21 protein-coding genes and 1 pseudogene are annotated in these 23104 nt (G+C 73.7%); 8 read left to right on the plus strand and 14 right to left on the minus strand.

From position 1 onward, the window contains the following. Window positions 1-11 precede the first annotated feature (11 nt). On the plus strand, window positions 12-413 hold the full coding sequence (locus ABZW10_RS17175; protein WP_355365699.1) for a VOC family protein: 402 nt from the start codon (window positions 12-14) through the stop codon (window positions 411-413). A 108-nt stretch (window positions 414-521) separates the two neighbouring features. Here ABZW10_RS17175 and ABZW10_RS17180 read toward each other — a convergent pair whose 3' ends face one another. The 5 genes from ABZW10_RS17180 to ABZW10_RS17200 form a co-directional block, all read right to left on the minus strand. Next, window positions 522-1229 carry a VOC family protein gene (locus ABZW10_RS17180; protein ID WP_355365702.1) on the minus strand — a complete coding sequence of 236 codons (708 nt, stop codon included), beginning with the start codon at window positions 1227-1229 and terminating at the stop codon, window positions 522-524. A 363-nt stretch (window positions 1230-1592) separates the two neighbouring features. Continuing rightward, window positions 1593-2111 (minus strand): GNAT family N-acetyltransferase, encoded by a 519-nt coding sequence (locus ABZW10_RS17185; RefSeq protein WP_355365705.1) that lies wholly within the window; start codon window positions 2109-2111, stop codon window positions 1593-1595. 70 nt (window positions 2112-2181) lie between these two features. Further along, entirely contained in the window at window positions 2182-2652 is a 471-nt protein-coding gene (locus ABZW10_RS17190; RefSeq protein WP_355365708.1) for an NUDIX domain-containing protein, read from the minus strand. A gap of 105 nt (window positions 2653-2757) precedes the next feature. Then, window positions 2758-3618 carry a hypothetical protein gene (locus ABZW10_RS17195; protein WP_355365711.1) on the minus strand — a complete coding sequence of 287 codons (861 nt, stop codon included), beginning with the start codon at window positions 3616-3618 and terminating at the stop codon, window positions 2758-2760. Further along, window positions 3615-4028 (minus strand): hypothetical protein, encoded by a 414-nt coding sequence (locus ABZW10_RS17200; RefSeq protein WP_355365714.1) that lies wholly within the window; start codon window positions 4026-4028, stop codon window positions 3615-3617. The genes ABZW10_RS17195 and ABZW10_RS17200 overlap by 4 nt, the downstream gene beginning before the upstream one ends. 177 nt (window positions 4029-4205) lie before the next feature. Between ABZW10_RS17200 and ABZW10_RS17205 the strand changes: the two genes are divergently transcribed. Beyond that, a complete protein-coding gene (locus ABZW10_RS17205) occupies window positions 4206-6272 on the plus strand; it encodes an SMI1/KNR4 family protein (protein WP_355365717.1) in 2067 nt (688 codons plus the stop codon). Between the two features lie 77 nt (window positions 6273-6349). Here the strand turns inward: ABZW10_RS17205 and ABZW10_RS17210 are convergent. The 3 genes and pseudogenes from ABZW10_RS17210 to ABZW10_RS17220 all read right to left on the minus strand — a co-directional run. Continuing rightward, window positions 6350-6841: pseudogene (locus ABZW10_RS17210) on the minus strand (GNAT family protein); the annotation flags it as partial. A gap of 24 nt (window positions 6842-6865) precedes the next feature. After that, on the minus strand, window positions 6866-7855 hold the full coding sequence (locus ABZW10_RS17215; protein WP_355365720.1) for an iron-siderophore ABC transporter substrate-binding protein: 990 nt from the start codon (window positions 7853-7855) through the stop codon (window positions 6866-6868). Between the two features lie 144 nt (window positions 7856-7999). Next, entirely contained in the window at window positions 8000-8776 is a 777-nt protein-coding gene (locus ABZW10_RS17220; protein ID WP_355365723.1) for a MerR family transcriptional regulator, read from the minus strand. Between the two features lie 180 nt (window positions 8777-8956). On the opposite strand from ABZW10_RS17220, the gene ABZW10_RS17225 reads away from it, so the two are divergent. Genes ABZW10_RS17225 through ABZW10_RS17235 form a run of 3 tightly spaced genes read left to right on the plus strand, consistent with a single transcriptional unit; the run spans window position 8957 to window position 12566 of the window. Beyond that, window positions 8957-10645, plus strand: a complete 1689-nt coding sequence (locus ABZW10_RS17225; protein WP_355365726.1) for an NAD(P)/FAD-dependent oxidoreductase — start codon at window positions 8957-8959, stop codon at window positions 10643-10645. Then, window positions 10642-11676 (plus strand): alpha/beta hydrolase, encoded by a 1035-nt coding sequence (locus ABZW10_RS17230; protein ID WP_355365729.1) that lies wholly within the window; start codon window positions 10642-10644, stop codon window positions 11674-11676. Before ABZW10_RS17225 ends, ABZW10_RS17230 begins: the two co-directional genes overlap by 4 nt. Next, window positions 11673-12566, plus strand: coding sequence for an SDR family oxidoreductase (locus tag ABZW10_RS17235; protein WP_355365732.1), 894 nt, complete (start codon window positions 11673-11675; stop codon window positions 12564-12566). The genes ABZW10_RS17230 and ABZW10_RS17235 overlap by 4 nt, the downstream gene beginning before the upstream one ends. Window positions 12567-12680: 114 nt before the next feature. On the opposite strand, the gene ABZW10_RS17240 is transcribed toward ABZW10_RS17235, so the two are convergent. The 4 genes from ABZW10_RS17240 to ABZW10_RS17255 all read right to left on the minus strand — a co-directional run bounded on the left by ABZW10_RS17240 (window position 12681) and on the right by ABZW10_RS17255 (window position 15948). Beyond that, complete coding sequence (locus tag ABZW10_RS17240; protein WP_355365735.1) at window positions 12681-13718, minus strand: serine hydrolase domain-containing protein; 1038 nt, start codon at window positions 13716-13718, stop codon at window positions 12681-12683. Between the two features lie 54 nt (window positions 13719-13772). Next, the gene (locus ABZW10_RS17245) at window positions 13773-14750 is read right to left on the minus strand and encodes a hypothetical protein (protein WP_355365738.1); all 978 of its coding nucleotides are present in this window, start codon (window positions 14748-14750) and stop codon (window positions 13773-13775) included. Next, on the minus strand, window positions 14747-15652 hold the full coding sequence (locus tag ABZW10_RS17250; RefSeq protein WP_355365741.1) for a hypothetical protein: 906 nt from the start codon (window positions 15650-15652) through the stop codon (window positions 14747-14749). The genes ABZW10_RS17245 and ABZW10_RS17250 overlap by 4 nt, the downstream gene beginning before the upstream one ends. Before the next feature lie 95 nt (window positions 15653-15747). Next, the gene (locus tag ABZW10_RS17255; RefSeq protein ID WP_355365744.1) at window positions 15748-15948 is read right to left on the minus strand and encodes a hypothetical protein; all 201 of its coding nucleotides are present in this window, start codon (window positions 15946-15948) and stop codon (window positions 15748-15750) included. Window positions 15949-16134: 186 nt separating this feature from the next. Between ABZW10_RS17255 and ABZW10_RS17260 the strand changes: the two genes are divergently transcribed. Together ABZW10_RS17260 and ABZW10_RS17265 are read left to right on the plus strand one after the other, a co-directional pair. Beyond that, on the plus strand, window positions 16135-16908 hold the full coding sequence (locus ABZW10_RS17260; RefSeq protein ID WP_355365747.1) for an SDR family oxidoreductase: 774 nt from the start codon (window positions 16135-16137) through the stop codon (window positions 16906-16908). 273 nt (window positions 16909-17181) lie between these two features. Then, window positions 17182-18996, plus strand: a complete 1815-nt coding sequence (locus ABZW10_RS17265) for an ABC transporter ATP-binding protein (protein ID WP_355365750.1) — start codon at window positions 17182-17184, stop codon at window positions 18994-18996. Between the two features lie 124 nt (window positions 18997-19120). Here ABZW10_RS17265 and ABZW10_RS17270 read toward each other — a convergent pair whose 3' ends face one another. Beyond that, window positions 19121-19789: a lysophospholipid acyltransferase family protein gene (locus ABZW10_RS17270; protein WP_355365753.1), complete on the minus strand. Its 669-nt coding sequence runs from the start codon at window positions 19787-19789 to the stop codon at window positions 19121-19123. A 215-nt stretch (window positions 19790-20004) separates the two neighbouring features. On the opposite strand from ABZW10_RS17270, the gene ABZW10_RS17275 reads away from it, so the two are divergent. Further along, window positions 20005-20217 carry an EF-hand domain-containing protein gene (locus ABZW10_RS17275; protein WP_355365756.1) on the plus strand — a complete coding sequence of 71 codons (213 nt, stop codon included), beginning with the start codon at window positions 20005-20007 and terminating at the stop codon, window positions 20215-20217. A gap of 104 nt (window positions 20218-20321) precedes the next feature. On the opposite strand, the gene ABZW10_RS17280 is transcribed toward ABZW10_RS17275, so the two are convergent. Then, window positions 20322-22532 (minus strand): CDP-glycerol glycerophosphotransferase family protein, encoded by a 2211-nt coding sequence (locus ABZW10_RS17280; RefSeq protein ID WP_355365759.1) that lies wholly within the window; start codon window positions 22530-22532, stop codon window positions 20322-20324. Between the last annotated feature and the right edge of the window lie 572 nt (window positions 22533-23104).

Here is a 23104-nt window from a genome sequence, read left to right on the forward strand (position 1 = left end):
GCTCGGCGCCCGTGATCGACTCCACCACCCACATCCGGGTCGCGCGCCCCTCCCGGGACCTCGCCGCGGCCGAGCGCTTCTACGTCGACGGCCTCGGCCTGGCCGTCCTGTGGCGCAGCACCGAACGCGTCTCCGGCGAGCACGACCTCCTGATGGTCGGCCCGTCCGGCGGTGGCTGGCACTTCGAGCTCACCCGCGACCCCGAGCGCCCGGTCGAGCCGACGCCCACCGTCGACGACCTCTTCGTCGTCTACCTCGGCGCCCCCGTCGACGACGCGCTGGTGCGGCGCCTGGAGGAGGCGGGCGGCAGCCGGGTCCCCGCCCACAACCCGTACTGGGACGAGTATGGAGTCACCGTGGCCGACCCGGACGGCTACCGCCTGGTGCTCTGCACCCGTAGTTGGAGCTCCTGACCGCGCGCAGGGTCCCGGAGCGGCGCGCCGGCCGCGCCGTACGCGTGGTGCACGCCGTTCGCGCTGCTCAAGGACCCTGGTGCGTCGGAGCCCGGCTCTGACGCTCGCTCAGAGCAGCACGTCTGCCAGCCGCTTGAGGTCGTCGCGGACCGACTCGCGCTCTTCCTCGGTCAGTTCGGTCGCGACCCGCTCGGCCCGCCGGGTGAACGCCTCGGCGCTGGCGCCGTCCGCGAGGCGGTGCGCCAGATCGGCGCGCAGGGCCAGGATGCGGAACAGCAGCACCGGCGCGGGCGGCCCGTCCGGCAGGGCCAGCGCGCGGTCCAGCACCCGGGCGGCCGCGGCCGGGTCCTCCTTCGAGTCGGCGAACAGCGCCGCGTGGTGCAGCGCCTTCGCGAACGGCTCCTCGGGGGACGGCCGGTGGCGCTGGTCGACGCGGATCGGCTGGCCGATCCGCAGGCAGTTGCCGCCGGGGTCGGTCACCAGGAACTGCCGTACGCCGTGCGAGGTGTCGCCGACCGGGCCGATCCGGGGCAGGCCGCGGGTCGGCACCCGCCCGTAGGCGGAGCGCAGGCCCTCCTGGAACGCGGCGTGCAGCGCGTCCACGTCGTCCGTGCGGACCAGGCAGGTGCTGTACGAGGCGCCCGGGTCGTACTGCTTCATGCCGAAGAAGTGGAGTTGGATGCCGCCGCGCTGGACCACGGCGTACGGGTTGGGGCTCGCCTGATGGAGGGTCACCTCGAAGCCGAGCGCGGTGTAGAACTCGAGCACTGGCGGGAGGGCCTGACAGGGGAGGATCGGAACCGTCGATTCGACCATGCCCGCTGACTTTACCCCTGGTTGACCGCGAATCGGACGCTTCCGGTCAGATGTCGACCCCTGGAAAGCGGCGGCCGTAGGCGGGGAGCAGCTGTTCCCGGGCCGGACGGACGACCGTCCGACTGTCGCTCCCGTACGACCGGTCGAGGTCGGCGGTGCGTAGTTCGACGTCGTCCTGGGCCGGACGGTGTCGGCCGGCTCCCTTCAACCCGTGCGGACGGTGGGGGAGTTCCGGCGCTCGAGCGACAAGCCGTCCAGGAGGATGATGAGTTCGCGCTGCTCGGAGGTACTGCGTACGGAGGTGCTGCGCGGGGGTGCTCCGTGCGACCACCAGGCGCGACCAGCGGGCGGCGGCCGGGCCGGTCACGCCGTGAGCCGCTTCAGCATCACCCGCTCCGCCGCCCCGTTTGCCCCGTCCCCGACCGCGTCGACGAACCCGTGCCGCCGGTAGAGCGCGACGGCGGCCGCGTTGCCCGGCAGTACGGCGAGCCGCAACGACGTGCTGCCCCGGCGCCGCGCCCACGCCTCGACGGCGCCGAGCAGTCCGTCCCCGATCCCGCGACCTCGCGCCCGCGGCCCGACCCACACCGACCGCAGCTCGCTCACCCCGCCCCCGCCGTCCGGCCCGCCGTCCCGCGCGTCGTCCGGCCCGGGGAGCCCGCTGGCAAGCCCGACCGGCCCCCCGTCCGCACCCATCGCGACCACGTGCACGGCATCCGCCCGCGCGAACCGAGCCCGCCACTGCTCCTCGCCGCCCGCCGGCCAGTCCGCCAGCCGCACCTTGAACGCGTACGGGGCCTCGGCGAGCGAGGCCAACCGCGCGTCCCGCCACAGCGGCCAGTCGGTGGGATCGGCGGGCGTCAGAACACGGATCTCGATCACCGGACCAGTCTCACCCGGCCCACGCCGGCCGTCGAGACCGGCCCGCCGCCGGCCCCGTCCGCCGGCCTCCTCAGCGGACCACCGGCCCCGCGCCGGCGCGCGAGTCCGTGAGCCGCTTGCGCACACTCGCCACCATCGGCAGCCGGTCGCTCTCCTCCGCCGTGAACCAGCCGACCTCGTACGACTCGTCGGAGGTCCGCAACGCACCCCCGACCGGCCGCCCCAGCAGACAGATCGAGAACTCCTGCCGCACCTCGCCGTCGTCGTACGCCATGACGTGGCGCGGATCGGTGTAGGTGCCGACGATCCCGGTGACGACCACCTCGATCCCGGTCTCCTCGAACGTCTCCCGCACCGCGCACGCGCCGATCGACTCGCCCAACTCCATCGTTCCCCCGGGCAGCGCCCACATCCCGTTGTCCGTCCGCCGCTGCAACAGCACCCGGCCCGTCGCCTCGTCGACGACGACCATCGAAGCCGCCGGCACCAGACTGTTCGCCGCCGGCGCGTCCGGATCGTCCTCGTAGTCACGCCTGCCCACTCCGTTCTCCTTCCCGTACGCCGCAGCCCCCGTGCCCACAACTCTTCGAGTCCCGGAGCAGGAAGTCGGCGGGCCCGACTTCCTGCTCCGTTCCTCCGCGGAACGTCAGCCGTCGCCCTCCCAGATGAGGGCGTGGCCGTTGAAGGCGCCGCTGCCGAACGGGGCGGCGGCGTAGTCCTCGACGGTCATCAGGCCGATGCGGCCGTTGACGGTCCGGACGCAGAAGCGGGTGTTCGTCTCGATCACCAGGGAGTCCGTCGCCTGGGAGTGGAGGAGGTCGGAGCACCGCTTGCGGGTCGGGGTGGCGTCGTCCTTGTAGGGGGCGAGTCCCGGTCCGAAGTTCGGGAAGACACCGCTGCGGCCCGAGGCCATGGCGCCCCGGCCGCTGGTGTAGCTCGTGTAGAGCACGCCGAAGCCGCCGAGGACGCCCGGTACGTCGTCGCCGGTCAGCTGTGGCGGGTTCGCGTCGAGGTCGATCGAGCCGGACAGGCGGACCGGTCCGTTGTAGCGGACGACGTCCTTGGCCGGGGCCGTCGTGGTCGGTGGCGGTGGTGTGGTGGCCACGGGTACGGGCGTGGGCGCGGGGGCGATGGTGGTCGGTGCAAGCGTGAAGCCGGGCTCGGCGGGCGCGGGTGGCGGCGCAGTGGCTGCCGGCGGCACTGTCGGCGGCGTCGGTGTCGCGGGGGAGGACTGCGGTGCCGCCGCGGTCCGGGTATCGGCGCTGACGGCGTCTCCCTCGGTCAGCTTCCGGTCGAGCAGCGCGCCCGCCACCGCCGCGCAGACCAGGGCGAGGCAGGCGGCGACGATCCATCCCCGGGAGCGGCGCGGCGGCGGCGGCGGTGGTGGGGGTGGCTGGATGATGTTGATGTTGTTTCCGGCGTTCAAGGAGTCGCCGCTGCCCGTCGTGTGCCCCCACTGGCCGCCGGGCGGCGGGCCGATCGGCGGGCCGGTGTGTCCCGTGCTCACCTGGTGATCGTGATGTCGCCGTGTGCGTTGTAAACGCTTCCGTCACCGTTCGCCTGCCCGTACTGGGCCCGCCCGCTGACGACGGTGCCCGCCGACGGAGCCGACCGGTCGGCCGCCAGCAGGGCGCGCAGCCGGTCCGCCAGTTCGGGGTTCTGGAGCAGCAGCCAGGTGAAGCGCTGCTCCCACTCGCGCCCGGTGCGCGTCGCGGTGGTCTCGTCCCCCTGGGCCTGCGCGGCGACGAGCAGCTCGTGCGCCGTGTCGAGCGCGGCGCCGATCTCCTCGCCCTGCTCCGGCGCGACCTGCTGCCACAGCGCGACGATCCCGTCGCGGATCCGGCGCCACGACGTGCCGAGCAGCATGCCGGTCACCGCCGGTCCCGCCGTCCGCGCGAGTTCCAGGACCTGTTCCATGTGCGAGGTTCCCCCCTCGGTCTGCCGGGACGGGCGTGCGGTGCCGGTCCCTTCGGCGCACAGCATAGGGACTGCCGCGTGGCCTTCCGGGCCGTGACGCGCGATCGATGCCCGTTCGCGATCGAGGAGTTGACGGCCGGACAGGAATTGTCAGTGGTGCGTGCAAGGATCACCGCCATGACGGGACGGACGTTCGACTGGCGGTCCTTCCTCGCCCGGTGGAGTGAGGAGTGGGCCGGGGCGTGCACCGATCCGGGGGAGCTTCGGGAGGGCGACGAGGAGGCGTGGCGGGCGCGGTGGCTGGGGTTCGACGCGGCGCCGGCCGAGCGGGTCGCGGCGGTGCAGGCGGAGCTGGGGTGGGTGCTGCCGCCGTCGTACCGGGAGTTCCTCGCGGTGAGCGACGGGTGGCGGCACGCGGGCGGATTCGTCTACCGGCTGGCCGGGGCCGGCGACGCGCGGTGGCACCGGGACGCCCGTGGGCTCAGCGAGTACTTCGACGAAGGAGAGACGGAGGGCCTGTGGCAGCGGGCCCTGCAGCTCGACGTCGAGTCCGACGCGACGCTCGTCCTGCTCGACCCGGGTGACGTCGACGCCGAGGGGGAGTGGGCGGTCTACTGCTACGCCTCGTGGCGGGCCGCGCCGCCGGAGCGGTACCCGTCGTTCCGGGCGTTCATGGTCGCCATGCACCAGGAGTTCCACCGGCTGGCCGCCCACCGGTGCGCCGCGTCGTTCGTCAACGCCACCACCCGGGAGCAGGACGCGCGTGTCGAGGCTGCCCGGCTGGACGCTCTGACGGGGGCGTACGAACGGGCGGCGGAGGCTTTGGCGGAAGCCGTCGCGTACGGACGGCCCCGGGCCGCCGGCATGCTCGACCAGCTGCGTGGGTTCGGCCGGCATCGCTCCGAGCCGACGTTCGGCGAGCTGCCGCGCGACCCCGCCTTCCTCGGCGAGGTGATACCGGTGCTCGCGGTCCACCACGCGCGGAGGGGGCGCGACGCGACGGCGTGGGGGTACACGCTGCGGGTGGACACCGGTGAGCTGCGGGCCGCGGCCGACGAGGTGCTCCGGCAGGTGCGCGAACGCGAGTACCGCTACACCGCGGCCGGTCCGTTCGGTGAGGCGGTCGAACGGGCACGGGAGCAGGCGCGCTGGGGTGGTACGGAGGCCGCCTGGCGGACGCTGCGCGCCGCGCTGCCGCGGTGGGCACCGGTGGGGCCGGACCACCTCGCGCCCGTCGGACTGCTCGCGGACCCGCTGCTCGGGCCGCTGCTCACGGCGGAGCGCGGGCTGGAGCTGCTCGCCACGCCGCGCGGCCTGCCCGACGCGGAGGTGGGGGAGCGGGCGGCGGCGGAGCCGGAAGCCGTGGGCGACGGACTGGCCTGGCTCGCCCTGGAGCCGCGTTCCGGTCGGCCCCGGCCGTACCGTTTCGTGCTGGTGGAGGGGGTGGCCCCGGAGGAACTACCGGCCGTCCTCGCCGGGGAGGGGGCGGTGCTGGACCCGCCCGCGACCCGCTGGGAGGCCGGGACGGACCGGCTCCGGGAGCGGACGGTCTTCTCGTCCGAGGACCCGCAGCCCGCCCTCGTCGGCCATGCGGGCGGCGACGGCGGGGCCGGGTGGAGCTTCGCCTTCGAGGCGCGGACGTCGCCGGTGGCGCTGGGTGCGACGGGGGCCGTGGGGCTCGCGGGGTCGGTGGCGCCGCGTGTCGCGGCCCCCGCCGTGACCGCCTCCGGCCGGACGGGCGGGCGCGCGCTCGCCGTGTTCGTCGAGCCGGAGGCGGGATTCTTCCATCTGTCCGTGGCCGACGGCGGCGCGGAGCGGTACGGGTTCACGGTGCGCGGACCGGAGATCGGGCGCCGTGGAACGACGGAGGTTCCGCCCGCTCTCGACCCGGACCGTCACTTCGGTCCGCACGCCCACGGCCGCCAGGGCGAGTACGGCCTGCTGACCGCGCTCGCCTCGGAGTTCGGGGTGGCACTGCCCCGGTTCGCGCTCACCGAGGGGAGGCTGCACACGTTCGCCGACCCGTCGTGGGCGCCGCCCAGGCTGCCGGGCGAGGCCTATTCGACGGCGAGGATGGTGCTCACGGAGCCCCACCCGACATCGGATGCCCGGGAGGAGGCGCTCTCGGCGTTGCGCTTACGACTCGCCGGGGGCGTGTCGGGCGTGTCGGGTGTTGCGGGCGGCGCTGTGGGTGTTTCGGGGGTGCCGGGCGGTCCGATGAAGGGGCTGTCGGGGGTGTCGTGAGGGCTGTCGGGTGCGGTGAGGCCGCGCTGCTCCTCCCACTCCTGGCGGAGCATGCCGAACAGCAGCCGGTCATAGCGGACGCCGGCCAGCAGCACGGCGGCCCTGCGGCACCCCTCCTCGCGGAAGCCGAGGCGGGTGAAGGCGCGGGCGGCGCGGGCGTTGCCGCTCCAGGTGTCCAGCTCCAGCCGGTGCAGCGGGAAGGCGCCGAACAGGTGGTCCACCAGCAGGCCGAGGGCCTCGGAGCCGTAGCCGCGGTCCCAGAACTTCCGTTCGCCGATGGCGATCCCGACCTCGGCGACGCCCTCGTACGGGTCGAGGCCCCGGTAGTCGACCAGACCGATCGGACGGCCGCCGGCCGTCTCCTCGACGGTCAGCATGCAGGCCTCGCGCGGGTCGAGCCGCAGGATCCGGTCGAACCGGTCCGCCAGGGCCTCGGCGGTGGTCGGGCCGAATCTCGGGTCCCCGGCCGCCGCCTGCCGGATTACCTCGGGATCGTTGCGCCAACGGAGCTGGTGCTTCGAGTCCTCGGCGCGCAGGGCGCGCAGCCGTACTTTCTTTCCTTCGATCATGATCGGATGGTAGGTCCGGTCGCGTCAGGCGGCGAGGTCTTGGCGGATCCGATCGAGGATCAGACCGGCTCCGGTGTAACCGATTCCGAGCATCCAGAGGTTGTCGTCGACCTGGAAGACCTTGCCGTTGCGGACGGCGTCGAGACTCTTCCACAGCGTGCCGCCGACGATCTTCGCCTGGTCGGACTTGGCTGCGTCGCCGTAGACCGAGTAGAAGATGACGTCGGCGGCAGCCTGGTCGACCTGCTCGGGGCTGATCTCGATCGAGAAACCGGGCTTGTCCTGGTTGGCGGGGCGGCCGACGCCGAGGTCGGCGAGGATCGAGCCGACAAAGGTGTCGTTGAGGTACAGACGGGTGGGCGCGCCGGCCAGGAAGCGGGCCACCTCGACCTTGAGGGCCGCCGCCTTCTGCGGCCCGCCGAGCGCGGCGACCACCTCGGCGAGCTTCGCCCGGTACGCCTGTTCGGTGGCCGCTGCCTCGGTCTGACGGCCGAGGGCCTCGGCGTGCAGCCGGACGTTCTCCTTCCAGGCGGGGCCGGTGGTCCTGCTCAGCACGGTCGGCGCGATCTTGGAGAGCTCGTCGTAGCGCTTGTCGTCGCGGACCTGGTTGCTGATGATGACGTCCGGACGGAGGGCGGCGACGGCCTCCAGGTCGGGCGAGCCGATGGTGCCGACGGTCTTGATCCCGGCGAGGCGCTCGGCGGGGAGGTAGGCGGAGAGCGGCGCGCCGGCGGCGACGGTGGTGGCGCCGACCGGGGTGATGCCCAGGGTGACGGCGGAGTCCAGGGCGTCGGTGTCCAGGACGACGACCCGGCCGGCCCGTGCCGGGACGGTGCTCTCGCCGCGCGCGTGCCGTACGACGCGGCCGTCCGGGGCGTTCGATCCGCCCGCCTTCGCCGGGCCGGCGGAGCCGCAGGCGGTGAGCGCGAGCCCGGAGGCCAGCCCGGCGGTCAGGGCGAGCAGCCGGCGGCGGGTCGGAGGAGCGGGCAGGGGGCGGTCGGCGGCATCGGGCATCGGGCGACTCCGTTCCGGTGGCAGACGGCGAGGCGTCCCATCCCTGCCCGGTGCCGCGGATCGCTACGCCTGCGGGCGGCCGTGGGGGGCTGACAACTGACAGCTGACAGATAACAGATGACAGATTTCATCAGCTGTCAGCTGTCAGTCGTCTTCCCGGTGCTCCATGCGCTGGCGGAGCACCTCGTCGTACTCGGCGTGCACCCGGCGGTCCATCGCCAGGGTGAACTGGGCGTCGGTGACCGTCCGTGCGAGGGGTCGGATCCGCAGGACCTGCTCGGTCAGCCGGGCGGCCTCGCCGGGCGGCAGTGGGGTGTCGGCGGCCAGCGCGCCGAGCAGGTGCTCGCGCACCAGGGAGGTGAAGATCTCGGCGATCGCCGTCACGTGCTCCTGGGTCTGCCGACTGGCCTCCAGCACCACCGAGAGCGGCACGCCCTCCGCGACCAGCGCCGTGGTGGCGTCCATCAGCCGTCGGCTGACGTGGGTGACCCCGTCCTCCTCGATCGTGACGAAGCCCTGGGCGACGGACTCGGCGGTGTTCTCCTCGGTGAGCTGGTCGCCGAGGGCCGCCTTCAGTTCGTCCCAGCCGAGGTGGACCGGCGTCTCGTCGGACCACGGCGCGACGATCGCCGCCTCCAGTCCGATCAGCTCGGCGACGTCCCGCCCGCTCTCGCCGGCGCCGATGAGTTCGGCGATGCCGCCGAGGGTGTGGCCGCGTTCCAGCAGTTCGGCGATCATCCGCAGCCGGGCCAGGTGGCCCTCGCCGTACCAGGCGATCCGTCCTTCCTTGCGGGGCGGCTGGAGCAGCTTCCGTTCGCGGTAGAAGCGCAGGGTGCGGGTGGTGATCCCGGCCGCCCGGGCCAGTTCCTCCACCCGGAACTCGCGGTGTCCGTCCTCGGTAGCAGCTTCGACCTTGTCCACGGCGCTCAGCATAGGACCGGCGATCGTCCGGTCGGGTCCGTCGGGCTTCTTCCATCAAGTGTCAACAAGGGCTAACCTGCCAATCGTGCCAGTGATTGCTGGCGCGGTTGGCGTGACCCGCGCCCCGCCGAGCAGCGGTGACACGCGCCCCACGGCCCCCACCCTCCAGGAGGACGCCGCATGGCATCCAGCAGCAAGCGCCCCCGCCCCCACGCGTCCGAAGCGGACCCCGACGCCGCCGCTGACGCCGGCGCGACCGTGCCCGGCCGGGCCGCATCCGGCGAGGAGCAGTCCGTCACGGAGAAGGTCGCCGAGGAGCGGCCCACCGGCGAACAGCCCGTCGACGAACAGCCCGTCCCGCACGTCCGGGTGGCCGTCATCGGCTCCGGCTTCGGCGGCCTCGGCGCGAGCGTCCGGCTGCGCCGTGCCGGCATCACCGACTTCGTCGTCCTGGAGCGCGCCGACTCGGTCGGCGGTACCTGGCGGGACAACAGCTACCCCGGCTGCGCCTGCGACGTCCCCTCCCACCTCTACTCCTTCTCCTTCGCCCCCAATCCGGACTGGCCGCGCAGCTTCTCCGGCCAGCCGGACATCCGCGCCTACCTGGAGAGGGTCGCCGACGTCTTCGGCATCCGCCCCCACCTGCGGCTCAACACCGAGGTCGTCGAGGCTCGTTGGGACGTCGAGCGGGCCCGCTGGCGGATCACCACCACGGCCGGCCGCTGGACGGCGGACGCGATCGTCGCCGCCGCCGGACCGCTAGCCGACCCGCAGATCCCCGACCTGCCCGGTCTGGACTCCTTCCCCGGCGCGGTGTTCCACTCCTCCCGCTGGGACCACGACTTCGACCTCGCCGGCAAGCGCGTCGCGATGGTCGGCACCGGGGCCTCCGCCGCCCAGATCATCCCCGCGATCCAGCCGCGGGTGGGGAAGCTGACGGTCTTCCAACGCACCCCGGCCTGGGTCCTGCCGCGCCGTGACCGGACCATCACCGAACTGGAGAAGTGGCTGCACGGCCGGCTCCCGTTCACCGCCAAGGTGCGCCGCGGCGCGCTGTTCGCGCTGCGCGAGCTCCAGGTGGACGCCTTCGTCCGGCGGCCCGGCCTGCTCAAACTGGTCCAGCGACTCGCCGAGCGGCACATCGCGGACGGCGTCGCCGACCCGGCCCTGCGCGCCCGGCTCACCCCCGACTACCGGATCGGCTGCAAGCGCATCCTGCTCAGCAACACCTACTACCCGGCGCTCGCCGCGGCCAACACCGAGGTGGTGTCCGGTGGCCTGCGCGAGGTGCGCGGCTCGACCCTGGTCGCCGCCGACGGAAGCGAGCACGAGGCGGACGCGATCGTCTTCGGGACCGGCTTCCACGTCACCGACATGCCTCTGGGCTCCAGGGTGTTCGGAGCCAACGGCACCAGCTTCGCCGAGGAGTGGAAGGACGGCATGGAGGCGCTGCGCGGCTCCACCGTGCACGGCTTCCCGAACTTCTTCTTCGTCATCGGCCCCAACACCGGCCTCGGCAACAGCTCGATGATCCTGATGATCGAGTCCCAACTCAACTACATGATCGACGCGTTGACCACGCTCGGCCGGATCGGTGCGGCCGCGATGCAGCCCACCGCCCGGGCGCAGCGCCGGTGGAACCTCGAACTCCAGCACCGGATGGACCGTACCGTCTGGACCACCGGCGGCTGTCGCAGCTGGTACCTGGACAAGAGCGGTAAGAACACCGTGCTCTGGCCGGGGTCGACCACCTCGTTCCGCCGTGCCACCCGGAAGGTCGACCTCACCGAATATGAAGTGACCCTCCGTCAGGAAGGCCGACCGGGCCTGCCCGGAATCGCTGCCGAGGCCGGCGAGGTCCTGGTATGAGTCGCCCGCCGATTCCCGCCGACTTCCTGCATCCCGTGCCCGCGGAGGAGTTGGCCGTCCTCTCGGCCGACGGGACCAGGCTGCACGTCGAGGTCCACGGACAGCCCGGCGCCCCGACGGTCGTGCTCGCGCACGGCTGGACCTGCTCGACGCGGTTCTGGGCGCCGGTGATCCACCGGCTCGCCGACCGGTACCGGGTGGTGGCCTACGACCAGCGCGGTCACGGACTCAGCGAGATCCCGCCGAGCCCGGTGCGCTACTCCACCCGCGCACTGGCCGAGGACCTCGCGGCGGTGCTCACCCAGGTCGTCCCGCAGGGCGAGCGGGCCGTGCTGGCTGGGCACAGCATGGGCGGCATGACCGTCATGGCGGGCGCCGCCCGGCCCGAGGTCGCCGAGCGCACGGCGGCGGCCGTTCTGGTCTCCACCGGACCGTCCGACCTGGTCGAGGAGTTGCGCGTGGTCCCGGGGGCGGTGCGTTCCCCGGGGGTGCGGCGCTTCCTGCACCGGCGGATCCTGCGCTCCCGGCTGCCGCTCGGCCCGGTCGGTCCGGTCGCCCGGGCCGCGCTCGGGTACGCGATCATGGGGAGGGGCGCGCCCGCCGCCCAGGTCGAGGCAGCGGTCCGGATCGTGCACGCCTGTCCGACCGGCGTCCGGGCCAACTGGGCTCAGGTGCTGGACCGGTTGGACGTCCGCGCGGGGCTGGCCCGACTCGCCGCGCCGACGTCCGTCGTGGTCGGCGCCGAGGACCGGCTCACGCCGCCGGTGCACGCGCACCGGATGGTCGCCGCGCTGGCGGACCCGCAGGGGCTGCTTCTGCTGCCCGGGGTCGGCCACATGGCGCCGATCGAGCGGTCGGCCGAGATCGCCGCCGAGATCGACCGGATGGCGACCGCCCACCTGCCGGGCGTCCGCGCCGACGTGCCCGCAACGGCCACGGCCGACGCCTCGGACGCCCTTGCCGCCGTCGACGCCACGACCGCCGTCGATGCCACGACCGATACCGACCCCGAGAGGACCGCCGTCGCATGACCGCCACCCCGCCGCTCTCCGCCCAGGTCGTCGTCGTCACCGGAGCCGCGCGCGGCGTCGGCGCCTCGCTGGCCCGCGCCCTCGCCCGTCGCGGCGCCAAGGTCGCGCTGCTCGGCCTGGAGCCGGAGGAGCTCAAGGCCGTGGCCGCCCAGTGCGGCCCGGACGCCACCGCCTGGGAGGCCGACGTCACCGACGTCGAGGCGCTCACCGAACTCGCCGGGCGGATCAAGGAGCACTACGGCCGGATCGACGCCGTCGTCGCCAACGCGGGCATCGCGATCGGCGGCCCGCTGCTGCAGAACGACCACCGGGCGTTCAGCCGGGTGATCGAGGTCAACCTGCTCGGCAGCGTGGCGACCGCCCGGGCCTTCCTCCCGGTGCTCGCCGAGAGTCGTGGCTATCTGCTGCAGATCGCCTCGCTGGCCGCGCTCATCCCGGCACCGCTGATGAGCGCGTACTGCGCGAGCAAGTCCGGGGTCGAGGCCTTCGCCCACGCGATCCGCGCCGAGGTCGCCCATGAGGGTGTCAAGGTGGGTGTGGGTTACCTGAGTTGGACCGACACCGACATGGTGCGCGGGGCCGACGAGGACACCGTGCTCAAGCAGATGCGCTCGAGGCTGCCGTGGCCGGCGAACAAGACGTACCCGCTGGAGCCGGCGGTGGACCGCTTGGTCGCCGGGATCGCCCGGCGCTCCGCCCACGTCTACGCCCAGGCCTGGCTGCGCGGCATGCAGCCGGTCCGCTGGGTCCTGCCGTCGCTGATTGCGGTGGTCGGTTCCCGCGACGTGGCCCGCCTCGCGCCCCAGCTCGCCGCCACCGCCGCCACCCGCCTGCGCGCGGTCGGCGCCGGCGGTGCCGCCGACACAGCCGCCCGCTCCGAGCGGCGGTGATGGGCGGAGCTGACGAGCGGCGGCTGACAACTGACAGCTGACAGATATCAGCTAACAGATGACAGCTGACGGATTTCAATATCTGTCAGCTGTCATCTGTCAGCCGCCCCGCTTTCACCCCCCGTCCGCCGCCCGGGCGAACTGCTTGAAGACGTCGTAGGCCGCCTGCGCGAAGTTGTCCCGCCGGCTCGGGCCGGCGTTGCAGAGGGCGGCGACGGCGGTGGCGGTCTGCGGGCAGAACGCGATGAGCGTGGTGCAGCCGCGGGTGCCGCCGGAGTGGAAGAGGAGGTCCCGGCCGTCCCGGGTGCGCCGGAGGTTCCAGGCCAGGCAGAGCCGGTCGCCCGACCGCGGCAGTCTCAGCCGCGGCCGCTGCACCTCCCGAAGGGCTTCCCCCAACGTGCCCCCGCCCGTCGGCCCGCCCTCGCCCGGCCGCAGGTGCGCGCGCAGGTACCGCAGCAGGTCGGCGCCGCTGGCCCGGACGGCGCCCGCGCCCGGGAGGCCGGGGATGCGCCACGGCGGCAGCGGACGCCCGTGCCGGTGGCCGATCGCCCGGTGCGGCGAGTCGGGCGAGCAGGTGGTGGCTCGCAGCCCGAGCGGGCGGCAGACCCGGTCGGCGAGCAGTTCCGCGTAGCCCGCGCCGCGCCCCGCCTCGGTGAGCAGCCGCCCGAGCAGCCCGACCCCGAAATTGGAGTAGCCGAACCGTTCGCCGGGCCGGTGCCGCACGGTGGTCCGGGCGAGGCCCGCCCGAAGCTGCCGGTCGCCGTACGCGGCGTACGGATTGCTGCTCCAGGCCGCGACGGCGCTGGTCATCAGTCCCGGCGGCAGCCTCGGCAGGCCGGAGGTGTGGGTGGCCAGGTGGAGCAGCCGGATCGGCCCGCCGCGCCGGACGTCGGCGGGCCGCCAGTCGGCCGGGAGGTGCCGCTCCACCGGGTCGTCGAGGGCGAGTTCGCCTCCCGCGGCCAGTTCGGCGAGCAGCAGGGCGGTGAACGTCTTGGTGATGGAGCCCAGTTCGAAGACGGTGTCGGGCGTGCAGGGCTCGCCGGCGTCGTGGTCCACCCGTCCGGCGCACCGCACCGCTTGACGCTCGCCCTGTGCCACGGCGAGCGTCACGGCGCTGGCGACCGGTCCGGCGGCGCGGACGAGTTCAGTCAACTCCGGTTCACCCCAAGGGCCGTCGTCCTTCGAAGCGTCGCCGAGGGAGTCCACCTAGTGCTCCGGCGGCGCTCCGACCGCCACCGCCGGCGCGCCCGCCGAGGCCCCGGTCGTGCCGCCGAGAGCGCGGGCCAGGGTGGTGGTGGCGGCGACCACGGCGACCACGGCGGTGTGCCCGTGGTCGGTGAGCAGCTGGGCCGGGTCCCCCTCCGTCGCCGTGTTGGCGTCCTTGGGCAGGAGCCCGTCGGGCAGTTGGGCGGCGGCCAGCGCGGCCCAGCCCGTCGTGCCCTGGTCGAGTTCGCCGATGCAGGCGGCGACGATGAGCAGTTCGCCCACGAGGTCCCAGTGGCCGACCTCCTGCCAGACGTCGAGCCAGGCCGGCAGCCAGTCGCGCAGGTAGTCGCGGATGTGCGCGGGCAGGCACTCGGGGCGGGCGCCCCAGTCGGTGAGGTGGAAGACGGAGTGCGTGACGTAGTACGCGGTGAGCCAGTCGATGATCCACGGCTCGGGCGTGGCGCCCAGCCAGGTGGCGGCGGCCAGTTCGTTCCAGTCCTCCAGCTGGTCCAGGCCGATCACGCGCCGGGCGTTGGCCGAGGCCAGACGGCGGCTGGGGAGCTGCTCGGCGGCCCGGACGGAGTGCAGCCGGTTCAGCGTCGCCAGCTGGTCCTCCAGGGCCGGGTGGCGGAAGCCGGCCCGCGCGAAGTGGACGTAGACCTCCAGCGGGTCGGTCATCAGCGGGTAGCGCAGCTGCCGGTCGTACAGCAGGTCCCCCTCGCGCAGTTCGGCCCAGGCGAGGTCGATGACCTGGCGGGCGATCCGCGTGTCGTCGGCGCCGGCGACCCCCTCGCGCAGCAGCAGGCCGGTGGCCAGGGCGACTTCACCGAGGGGCTTGTAGATCTCGTTGGGGTTGGCGAGGTCGGTGGTGACGTCCTCCTGGAAGCCGCCGAGGCCGCTCTCGTAGTAGGAGTGCAGCCAGCGCAGCGACTTCGATCCGACCTGCTGGGCGATGGCGATGATCTGGCTGTCCGTCATGCTGCCGCTCCGTCCGGGGAGTCGCCGGAATGTCCGCCGGGATTCGCGCCGGGGTTCCCGGTTGTGCGCCCGCCGGAGGGTTCGCCGGCGCTCGACAGCTGCTCGGTGATGGCGAGTTCGAGCCACATCCGGGTGCTGCCGTCGCCGACCGCGCGGATCCGGTCCAGGACGGGTCCGAGGTCCAGGTGCGCCGGGCCGCCGTCCGCCTCGTTCCAGGCCAGCCAGCGGGCGAGCCGGGCGGCGGTGCGGTAGTCGCGGCGGAGCATGGAGCGGGTGACGCCGCGTGCCAGCGTCAGCGAGTGGCGGCGGGCCAGTTCGTGCACGGGGCCGTCGAGCCGGGGGAGGGCGAGGGCGGAGAGCCGGGCCATGTCCACGGACCACCGCGGCCAGTCGCGCGGGGTGGGCTCCTGGGGGCGGACCGGGTCGGGGCCCAGTGCCGGGACGGGGCGGCCCGCCAGCGCGACGAGCTGCGCGGTGGCCCGGTCCCGCCAGGCGTTGGCGAGCGCGGCGCCCGTTGCGGCCGGGCTCGCGGCGGCGGTGGCGGTGGCGGTGGCGGTGGCGTCGGGGACGGGGGAGGCCGCGCTCATCGGGAAGGTGCCGAGGGCCTCGGCCGCGGCGTCGGCGGTCGGTCCGTCGAGGCGCTGGCCGGCGAGCAGCTGGGCGGCGAAGAGGTCGGGCCCCAGGACTCGCACCGCGGCCAACTCGGCTCGGGAGAGGGGGCCTTCGGCGGGGAGGGGGCCCTCGGGCGTCGCGTGGGCGAGCCGGGCGGCGGCGTCCGGGGCGGACCGGCGGGTGGGCGCGGCCGGGTCCCCGGCGCCCCGGAGGGCGTCGAGGACCCGGCCCGCCACTCGCTCGACGGCCGCCGCGTACTCGTCGCGGAGTGTGGTGTCGGCGAACGGCATGGAGTGGGATTCTCCTGTCTGGAGCGTGCTCAGGACCTTCGGGCCCGGTCGGTGGCCCGGCCGAGGTCTCGACCGGGTCGACCGGATCCAGGGGTCTACCGGGTCTTCTCCTTGGGCTGCTTCTGCGGCGAGAGCAGGAGGAGTCCGAGCAGCAGGAGCAGGCCTGCGGCTTCGGGCTGGTACGTGGGCGCGTCGCTGACGGCCGCCTCGTCCTCCGTGATCAACGTACCGAGGGTGTCGATCTCGGCCTGGGTGGCGAGCGGAGCCCGCGTGGTACGGGTGGTCTGAGCAAGCATCTGCGTGCCTCCTCATCGAAGTTCCACCGCCTGGTCCGGCGGTGCCCCCTCGACCGACGATACGAGCACGAACCGAACGGCGCCACCCCTGTACGCTCCGTCACCGCCGTCACGAAGCGCCACCACCCCGGGGTGCAGCGGCGCCACGGGGTGTCGCGGGTACTCGGGAGTAGGTACGGTCGCTGCATGACCACTGCCTTGATCACCGGCGCGACCGCCGGCATCGGAGCCGCGTTCGCCCGCCGGCTCGCGCGGAGCGGCTACCGGCTCGTCCTGGTGGCCCGGGACACCGAGCGGCTGGAACGTTCCGCCGAGGAGCTGCGGGGGAGGTTCGGTGTGGCGGTGGAGGTGCTCGGTGCCGACCTCGCCACGGACGAGGGCATCGCGGACGTCGAGGCCCGGCTGTCGGAGGCCGACCGGCCGGTGGACCTGCTGGTGAACAATGCCGGCTTCGGCAACCGGGGCGCGTTCTCCACCGTGCCGCTGCAGGACGAGCTGGACATGCTGAAGGTGCACATCGAGGCGGTGCTGCGGCTGACCACGGCCGCCCTGCCGGGGATGCGCGAGCGCGGGCGCGGCGCGATCGTCAACGTGGCCTCGGTGGCGGCGTTCCTGCCGCGCGGCACCTACGGCGCGAGCAAGGCCTGGGTGGTGAGCTTCACCCAGGGCGTGATGCGCGACCTCGGAGGCACCGGGGTGCGGATGATGGCGCTCTGCCCGGGCTTCACCCGTACCGAGTTCCACCAGCGGGCCGGCATGGGGACGGACAACATCCCGGCCTGGGGCTGGCTGTCGGCCGAGCGCGTGGTGGACGAGGCGATGCGCGACCTGGCACGGGGCCGTTCGGTCTCGGTGCCGAGCAAGCGCTACAAGCTGGCGGTGGCGATCGCCCGGGTGCTGCCGTCCGGGAAGCTCGGCGGCGTCTCCTCCAAGGCGGCGCGCACCTATCGCACCAACTGACCCGCCCGGGGCACGCACCCGCCGTACCGGCCACGGCGCGGCGGGTGCGCGGCCTTGCGCGGGCGGCCTTGTGCGGGCGGCGGCGTTGCGCGGGCGGCGTTGCGTGGGGCGGGCGGGCGTCCGGACCCGGTAACGCAGAGGGCATCTCACTATTAGCTTTGCTAACTATGAGCCTTTCTCGTTATGCTGGCGGCCGCCCGACCGCCCACCCCGCCGTCGGCGCGCGCCCCCGGGCGCCGCGCCCGTTCGGCCGTCCGAGGGAGGCTGCCGCCCGTGCGCCCCGAAGGCATCCAGTGGACCCCGCCCGACCGCGCCGAGGACGACCCGCGCCCGCCGACCCAGTGGCGCCGCATCCTCGCGCTCTTCCGCCCCTACTCCGGCCGCCTGGCCGTCGTCGGCCTGCTGGTCGCCGCCTCCGCCGTGGTCTCGGTGACCACGCCCTTCCTGCTGCGCGCCGTCCTGGACACCGCCATCCCGCAGGGCCGCACCGGGCTGCTGACCGCCCTGGTGCTGGGCATGGTCGCCGCCGCCGTGGTCAACAGCATCTTCAGCGTGCTGCAGACGCTGATCTCCACCACCGTCGGCCAGCGGGTCATGCACGACCTGCGCACCGCCGTCTACGGCCACCTCCAGCGGATGTCGCTGGCGTTCTTCACCCGCACCCGCACCGGCGAGGTGCAGTCCCGGATCGCCAACGACATCGGCGGCATGCAGTCCACGGTGACCTCCACCGCCACCTCCCTGGTCTCCAACTTCACCGCCGTGATCGCCTCGGTGGTCGCCATGGTGGCGCTGGACTGGCGGCTGACGGTGGTCTCGCTGCTGCTCCTGCCGCTGTTCGTCTGGATCAGCCGCCGGGTCGGCAACGAACGCAAGAAGATCACCGGTGAGCGGCAGAAGCAGCTCGCCGCGATGAGCTCGGCGGTCCAGGAGTCGCTCTCGGTCAGCGGCATCCTGCTCGGCCGCACCATGGGCCGCTCCGACTCGCTGTCGCGCGAGTTCACCGGCCAGTCCGACCGGCTGGCCGAGCTGGAGGTGCGCGCCTCGATGGCCGGCCGCTGGCGGATGAACACCATCCAGATCGTGATGGCCGCGATGCCCGCGGTGATCTACTGGGCGGCCGGCATGACGGCGGCCGGCGGCGCCCCGATCGTCTCGGTCGGCACCCTGGTCGCCTTCGTCTCGCTCCAGCAGGGCCTGTTCCGCCCGACCGTCAGCCTGCTCGCCACCGGCGTCCAGGTGCAGACCTCGCTCGCGCTCTTCCAGCGGATCTTCGAGTACCTCGACCTGACCGTGGAGATCGACGAGCCCGAGCACCCCGTCACCCTGGACACCGTCCGCGGCGAGGTCCGCTTCGAGGGCGTCGACTTCCGCTACGACCCGGAGCAGGAGCGGCCCACCCTGGCCGGGGTGGACCTGCGGATCCCGGCCGGCGGCTCGCTCGCGGTGGTCGGCGGGACCGGCTCGGGGAAGACCACGCTCAGCTACCTGGTGCCCCGGCTCTACGACGTCACCGGCGGCCGGGTCACCCTCGACGGCGTCGACGTCCGCGAGCTGTCCTTCGACACGCTCGCCCGCGCGGTGGGCGTGGTCTCCCAGGAGACCTACCTCTTCCACGCCTCCGTCGCCGACAACCTGCGCTTCGCCAAGCCGGACGCCACCGACGCCGAACTCGTCGCCGCCGCCCGGGCCGCGCGGATCCACGAGACCGTCGCCGCCCTGCCGGACGGCTACGACACCCTGGTCGGCGAGCGCGGCTACCGCTTCTCGGGAGGGGAGAAGCAGCGCCTCGCGCTCGCCCGCACCATCCTGCGCAACCCGCCGGTGCTGATCCTCGACGAGGCCACCAGCGCGCTGGACAACAGCACCGAACGCGCCGTCCAGGAGGCCATCGACACCCTCGCGGTCGGACGCACCACCATCACCATCGCGCACCGGCTCTCCACCGTGCGCGCGGCCGACCAGATCGCCGTCCTGGACCACGGCGAGGTCGCCGAACTCGGCACCCACGAGGAGCTGCTGGCGGCGGACGGCCGCTACGCCGCGCTGCTGCGCCGGGAGTCCCCGGCCGTGGCCGTCGCGCCCTGACCCGGGCGGACGGACGCTGCGCCGCTCCCGCCGCCCGGGTGCCGCCGCCGGATGGCCGCCGTGCGATCGGCGCCGACCGCTTGGCGCCGACCGCTTGGCGTCGCTCGGGTGCCGCCGCTCGGGGTCAGGCGGCCTTGGGGACCTCGTTGTACGTCTCCACGACCTCCTGGCCGGAGAGCCGCTGGATCGCCGCCATCACCTCGTCGGTGACCTGGCGGCGGGCCTTGAGCGAACGGGCCTGGCCGTGCAGCTCGTCGAAGCGCAGCGGCTCGCCGAAACGGACCGTCACCTTCTTGAGCCGCGGCAGCCGCTTGCCGACCGGCAGGATCCCCTCCGGCCCCTCCAGCGCCACCGGCACCACCGGGACGCCGGCGGTCAGCGCCAGCCAGGCCACGCCGGTCTTGCCGCGGTAGAGCCGGCCGTCCAGCGAGCGGGTGCCCTCCGGGTAGATGCCGAAGGCCTTGCCGTCCTCCAGGATCTCCAGCGCCCGCTCCAGCGAGGCCTGAGCCGAGCGGTAGGTGCCGCGCTCGACCGGCACCGCGCCGATGCCCTGGAAGAAGCCGCGGGACAGCGCGCCCTTGAGCCCGGTGCCGGTGAAGTACTCGGCCTTGGCCAGGAAGTGCACCCGGCGCGGTGCGGTGAGCGGGATCACCACGCTGTCGATGAACGAGAGGTGATTGCTGGCCAGGATGACGCCGCCCTTGCGCGGCACGTTCTCGATGCCCTCGATGGTGGGCCGCCAGATCCCCCGGGCGAGCGGTTTCAGTACCAGCCTGGTGACGAGATCGAGCATGGTCCCTCCCTGGACGAGCATGCCCGAGAGGTGCCCGGGCCTGGGGTTGCAACGAGCGGCGTGCGCCGGCCCGGCCGGGCCGGGATCAGAACCGCAGACTACGACACCCACCCCGGCGGCCGTCCACTCCCGGCGGCCGTGGCGCTCACCACGGCCGGGTAGGGTACGGCCGTCGGAAATACACATCAACAGCTGATCACCCCAGGGAGGGACCGATGGCAGACGTCGACGACATCCGCGCGGCGTTCGACAAGTACGACGTGAACGGCGACGGCCGGATCACCGCCACCGAGTACGCGCTGGTCGCGCGCGAGCTCGGCGACCTGACCACCTCGATCGCCGTGGCCGAGGCCGTCATCAACACGATGGACACCAACCACGACGGCGAGCTGACCTTCGACGAGTTCCTGGCCGCGCGCCAGGGCTGACGCGGCCCCGGACGGGTCCGGACGAGTCCGAAACGGATCCGGACGGTTGCGAACGGGGCCCCGGGGAACGCCCCGGGGCCCCGTCGCCGCGTCGCCGCGTGCGCTCAGCCGGTGATCGGGAACACCCGGCGGACCACCCGCTCCGCCGCCCCGCCGTCGTCCCACGGGCAGAACCGCTTGCGGAACTCCGCCCGCGCCGCCGGCTCCGGGTCCCCGGCCAGCAGCGCCGCCACCAGCCCCTGCGGATCCGTCGTCAGCGCGCCCGGCGGCTGCTCGAACAGGTCGAAGTAGACGCCCCGGTCCCGCTTGTACTCCTCCCAGTCCGGCGCGAAGATCACGATCGGCCGGTCCAGCACGGCGTAGTCGAACATCATCGACGAGTAGTCGGTGACCAGCACGTCCGCCGCCAGGTAGAGGTCCTCCACGGTCGGGTGCGCCGACACGTCCAGGATCCGCGCCGCGCCCTCCTGCTCCGCCAGGTCGCCCGCGCCGCCGGTGTGGAAGTAGTGGGTGCGCACCAGCAGCGTGAACTCCGGTCCCAGCTGCCGGGCCAGCTCCCGCACGTCCAGCAGCGGCACGTACCCGCCGCGCGCCTCCCGGTGGGTGGGCGCGTACAGCACGGCGGTGCTCCCGGGCGCCAGCCCGAACCGCTCGCGCATCGCCGCGGTCGCCTCCGGCGTCGCGGTGGCCAGCCGGTCGTTGCGCGGGTAGCCGGTGTCCAGCATCTCGTAGCGGCCGGGGAAGGCGCGGGCGAAGTGCTCGCTGGTGTGCGGGTTGGAGGAGACCAGGAAGTCCCAGCGGTCGACGGCCTCCTGGAGCCGGTCGAAGTCCATGCCGTCGGCGGCCACCGGATGGTCCCTGAGGTCCATGCCCATCGCCTTGAGCGGTGTGCCGTGCTGGGTCTGGACGTGCACCGTGCCGGGGCGCTTCGCCATCGTGCGCGGGAAGTTGACGTTGTTCACGAAGTACTTGGCCGTGGCCATCGCCTTCAGGTAGGCCGGGGTGTTGACGATGACGTACGGCACGCCGTCCGGCAGCGTCGCCGCCTGGGCGCGGTTCTCCACCACCCAGACCCCGCGGATCTCCGGTGCCAGCTCCTTCGCCTTCTCGTAGATCGCGGCCGGGCTGCACGCGTAACCCCGGTGCCAGTACGCGGCGTACACCGCGAGACGGGGGTTGAGCGGCATCCGGCGGAAGGCGTTGTACGCGGTGAACCGGGCGCTGCCGCGCACCCCCTTCTTCAGGGCCGGCGCCACCGCCCGGGCCCCGCGCTTGAGTTCGCGCGGCAGCCGTCCGGTACGGCGCAGTTCCGCGTACGCGCGCCGGGCACCGCGAGCCGCGAGCCGGTACTGCACCCCCCGCACGCCCCCGGGGAAGCGGTAGCCCGCCGGACGGTGCCGGGCGAAGTGCTCGGCGATCCGGCGGAAGAACTCGGGCCGCAGCCCGACCGGTACCAGCCCCGGGGTGTCGTAGACGGTGAGTGCCTGCTGCACGGTCCGCTCGAAGACCAGGGTGCGCAGCGCCTCCGGGACGGGCCGGCCGGGGCGGTCGGGCCGGTCCAGGAACGCGAAGATCGCGTCGTACTGGGCGAAGGCGTCGGCGTGCTTGGCGGAGGCGGTGCTGGTGATCGCCCCGGCCCGGCCGCGCCGGTAGAAGTAGCAGGGGCGGTCGAGGTGGCGCAGCCGCTCGGCGGCGAGCAGTGCGGGGTAGGTGACGGAGATGTCCTCGTAGTAGCCGCGGCCGAAGGAGACGCCGAGGCCGAGCAGGAACTCCCGGCGGAACACCTTGTTCCAGACCGACATCACGGTCCTGAACAGCGCGGGGTGCTCGGCCAGCGTGCACCCCGCGACCAGCGGGGAGCCGGTCAGCACGTGCTGCCAGGGGTTGGGCTCGGTGCCGCCGTCGGGGTAGACGTGGGTGAAGTCGGTCAGCAGCACGTCGACGGGCGCCTCGCCGCGCTCGGCGCGCCCGGTCTCCGCGGTGAGCTCGTCGAGCAGCGCGGTCACCGTCCCCTCGGGCACCCAGTCGTCGCTGTCGACGAACCAGACGTAGGTGCCCCGGGTCTCCGGGAGGGCGGCGGTCCGGGCGCCGCCGAGGCCCTGGTTCTCGGCGAGGTGGAGGACGCGCAGGCGCGGATCGCGGGCCGCGTACTCGTCCAGGATCGCGCCGCAGCGGTCGGGGGAGCGGTCGTCGACCGCGATCACCTCGAAGCGGGACTCGGTGGAGGGGGTGTCCGCCAGGAGGGAGTCGAGGCAGCGCGGCAGGAAGCGCTCCACCCCGTGGACCGGGAGCACGATGCTGAGGAGGACTGGCACGCTGGCCGAGTCTACCGAGGCGGCGCAAGGGCGGAACGCGCAGGTCCGCGACACAGGGACCGCCGGTGCCGGGCCCCGTACGGGGTGGCACCGGCAGCCTGGTGGCGGCCCGGCCGACCCTCTACGGCCGGCCGCCGGTCCGGGCACCGCCCGAGCCTGGCCGCCGCAGCGTCGAGGCGGCCTGGCAGTAGGCACGGGGGAGCCGGAATCTTCATCAGTCGAACACGGTGGCGGGCGCGGCTCGCGCCCGCGCGACAGGTTCGGCTGTCATTTGGAGCCGATACAGATATTGCTTGGAGACACCGCTCGCGTCAATCCCTCGCCTGTGTTCACTTCCTAAACGGATAGTCCTACTGTGCGGGGGTGGGGCCGCCGTTCCGGACGGTATTCGGGTGGGTGCGGAGAGTGGCGGGCGGGTGGTGGAGTGCGCCCGGCGTGCACCCTCGCCGGCGGGCGCCGGGTGCGTGCTCCGGCGAACCCGCTGACGAACCGCCGGTCGTGCACCATCATTGATGCCTAGTCGTGACCGCCCGGGCCGCCCCTGGTGCGGTGTCAGTTGACGCCGCACGGTA

It is taken from the genome of Kitasatospora sp. NPDC004723, assembly GCF_040609255.1.
GTDB lineage: Bacteria > Actinomycetota > Actinomycetes > Streptomycetales > Streptomycetaceae > Kitasatospora.